Here is a 3,607-nt window from a genome sequence, read left to right as displayed (position 1 = left end):
GGGAAAAGGCACCTGCCGCCGCCACGCCGCAGTGGTTCTTCAAGGATGGCCAGGCCATGGCCTTTCCCCAGGCGCGCCCCGGCGGTCGCAGCGTGGGCGTGCCCGGCTCGCTGCGCCTGGCCGCGCTGGCCCATGCCGAGCATGGCAAGCTCGCCTGGCACATGCTGTTTGCCCCGGCGATCCGCCTCGCGCGCGATGGCTTTGCCATTACCCCGCGCCTCTATCATGCCCTGGCCGACAATCCCGATATCGCCGGCCTCGATCCGGCCGGAAAGGCGCTGTTCTATGGCGCCGATGGCCAGCCGCTGCCGGTGGGCACGATCGTGCGCAACCCGCCGCTGGCCGATACGCTGGAAGCGGTGGCACTCCATGGCGCCGACTGGTTCTATTCCGGCAGCAATGCCCAGGCCATCGCCACCAAGGTGGGCACCGCCCCGGTCAACCCGGCGCCAATGACCACGGCAGACCTCGCCGCGTTCAAGGCCGTGGCGCGCCCGCCAGTCTGTGGCCGCTATCGCCAGTATCGCATCTGCTCGATGGGGCCGCCCTCTTCCGGGGCCACCACGGTGCTGGCCACGCTGGGCCAGCTCGAGCGCTTCGATCTGTCCGCGCTGGGGCCGGACAATCCGGTGGCCTGGCACCTACTGGCAGAAAGCGAGCGCCTTGCCTATGCCGACCGTGATCAGTACCTGGCCGATCCCGACTTCGTCAAAGTGCCGGTGGCCGGCCTGGTCGATCCGGCCTACCTGGCGCAGCGTTCGCAGCTGATTTCGGCGCAGACCGCACTGCCCCACGTTTCCGCCGGGATTCCGGCCGGGGTTACTGCGCGGCTCGCTCCGGCCAAGCCGCAGCCCGAATTTGGCACCTCGCATTTCGTTACCGTCGATCGCTGGGGCAATGCCGCCAGCTATACCTCCACGGTGGAAAGCGCGTTTGGTTCGGGGCTCATGGCCGGTGGCTATTTCCTCAACAATGAACTGACCGATTTCAACCTCGACCCGCTGCGCGATGGGCAGCCTACCGCCAACCGGGTGGAAGGCGGCAAGCGGCCGCGCAGCTCGATGTCACCCACCGTGGTGTTCGGCCCTGACGGCCAGATCCGCCTGGTGGTGGGGGCCGCTGGCGGCGCCACGATCCCCGCCCAGGTGATCCGCGCGCTGATCGGCGTGCTCGATTGGCATCTTACCGCGCAGCAGGCGCTGGCCCTGCCCGTGCTGTTTGCGCCTGGTGACCGCGTCTGCGTGGAACAGGGCACCCGGCTTGAGGCGATGATCCCCACGCTGGTGGCCATGGGCCATGCCCAGACCCAGGCATGCAAGATGCCGCTCAAGGCCAACGCCATCGAACGCGTGGGCGATCGCTGGCATGGCGCGGCCGATCCGCGCAGCGAAGGCGCCGCCATCGCCCAGTGACTCCGCGGTCATCCAGCTGCCCCGTGGCAGCCGGATGACTGCCCGCAAACCCCGCTTGCCGTAACGGAACGCGCGGCCTAGCTATCCGTTTTGGGAACTGGCGCGAATACGGGCCAGCAGGGAGAGTGTGCGTGTCCGTGGGTGAAAACCAAGCTGCCGTGCAAGTGGCACAGCTGGCTGAAATGCCGAACCTGGTCAGCCTGTTTCTGGCCCGCGCGGCGCAGCATGGCGATGCGCCGTTCCTTTCGGCCAAACGCCAGGGCACCTGGGTGGCGCAATCGTGGCGCAGCGTGGTCGATCAGGTCTGCCTGCTGGCCCAGGCCCTGCGCGGCCTTGGCCTCAATCCCGGTGACCGGGTCATGCTGGTGTCGGAAAATCGCCCCGAATGGTGCATTGCCGATATCGCGATCATGGCCGCCGGGCTGGTCACCGTGCCCACCTACACCACCAATACCGCGCGCGATCACCTCCATATCCTGGAAAATTCCGGGGCGCGCGCGATCATCGTATCCAATGCCAAGCTGGCCCAGCCGCTGCTCGCCGCCGCGCTCAACGCGCCTTGCGCCGAGCATGTGATCGGGATCGAACCGCTGCGCCAGCAGCAGGCCGGCACGCTGCATTTCCATGATTGGGAAACCCTGCTGCAGGGCGATGCCGCCGCCGCCCGCGCGGCCGTGAGCCAGCGGATTGCCGCGATTCGGCGCGAGGATCTGGCCTGCATCATCTACACCAGCGGAACCGGCGGCGCCCCGCGCGGCGTGCGCCAGCACCATGGCGCGATCCTCGCCAACGTGGCCGGCGCAGCCCAAGTCCTGGCCGAGGATTTCCACCTGGGCGATGACCAGTTCCTGTCGTTCCTGCCTTTGAGCCACGCCTATGAACACACCGGCGGGCAATGGCTGCCGATCGGCGTGGGCGCACGCATTGCCTATGCCGAAAGCCTGGAAAAGCTCGCAAGCAACATCGAGGAAGTGCGCCCCACGATCATGGTGGTGGTGCCCCGCCTGTTCGAAGTGCTGCGTGCCCGGATCATCAAGCAGATCGAAAAGCAGGGGCGTGTGGCCACATGGCTGATGGACCGCGCCCTGGCGATCGCCGCCCACCAGGAAGAGACCGGGCATCTGCGGCTGATCGATCGGCCGCTCAACCTGCTGATCGAACGCACCTTGCGCCCCAAGGTGCGGGCGCGCTTTGGCGGGCGGATCAAGGCGCTGGTTTCGGGCGGCGCGCCGCTCAACCCCGAAGTCGGGCTGTTCTTCGAGGCCATGGGGCTGACCATGCTGCAAGGCTATGGCCAGACCGAGGCTGGCCCGGTGATCGCCTGCAACCGCCCGGCCGCCGGCATTCGCATGGATACCGTCGGCCCGCCGCTCGCTGGCGTGGAAGTGGCCATCGCGCCCGACGGTGAAATCCTGGTGCGCGGCGAACTGGTGATGCACGGCTATTGGCACAACGATGCCGAAACCGCCCGCGCCATCCAGGATGGCTGGCTGCACACCGGCGATATCGGCCACATCGATGGCCAAGGCCGCATCAAGATCACCGATCGCAAGAAGGACATGATCGTCAACGACAAGGGCGACAATGTCTCTCCGCAAAAGATCGAGGGCATGCTCACCCTGCAGCCCGAAATCGCCCAGGCCATGGTATCGGGCGACAAGCGCCCCTACGTGGTTGGCCTGATCGTGCCCGATGCCGAATGGGCGATGCAGTGGTCGGTGGAAAACGACGCCCCCCACGATCTGGCGCGGCTGGCCGATCTGCCCGCCTTCCGCAGCGCGATGCGCGAGGCGGTGGACCGGGTGAACCGTGATCTGTCCGTGATCGAAAAGGTGCGCCAGTTCACCCTGGCCGACGAACCCTTTGCCATCGCCAACGAGGAACTCACCCCCTCGCTCAAGATCCGCCGCCACAAGATTCGCGAACGCTATGGCGCGCGGATGGACGCGCTGTACAAGGGATAAGGCTGGCAGACCGGCGCGCAGGCGCTAAGGGAAGCCGATGTCTCGCACCACTTCCCGTGCCACGCTGGCCGGCGCCTGTGCCACGCTGGCCGCGCAGGTTTCGGGCAACCTTGGCGCCGGTTTTGCCAAGCAGCTGTTTCCCCTGGTCGGCGCGGGTGGCACCACGCTGCTGCGCGTGGCGCTGGCGGCCTTGGTGCTGCTGGCCTGGCGACGGCCGTGGCGGCGCCCGGT

General features: G+C 67.5%; 2 protein-coding genes and 1 pseudogene. All 3 read left to right on the top strand.

Annotation, left to right across the window (positions count from 1 at the left end; all coding sequences use genetic code 11):
• On the top strand, positions 1 to 1,412 hold a 1,412-nt coding region (locus H926_RS24825; RefSeq protein ID WP_022674509.1), incomplete at its 5' end, for a gamma-glutamyltransferase family protein.
• A gap of 182 nt (positions 1,413 to 1,594) precedes the next feature.
• Positions 1,595 to 3,376, top strand: coding sequence for a long-chain fatty acid--CoA ligase (locus H926_RS0100260; protein WP_148291580.1), 1,782 nt, complete (start codon positions 1,595 to 1,597; stop codon positions 3,374 to 3,376).
• A 37-nt stretch (positions 3,377 to 3,413) separates the two neighbouring features.
• Positions 3,414 to 3,607: pseudogene (locus H926_RS24820) on the top strand (EamA family transporter); the annotation flags it as partial.

The sequence above is a fragment of the Novosphingobium sp. B-7 genome (genome assembly GCF_000410615.1).
GTDB classification, from domain to species: Bacteria; Pseudomonadota; Alphaproteobacteria; order Sphingomonadales; family Sphingomonadaceae; genus Novosphingobium; species Novosphingobium capsulatum.
This window is presented reverse-complemented; position numbering and strand designations above follow the sequence as displayed.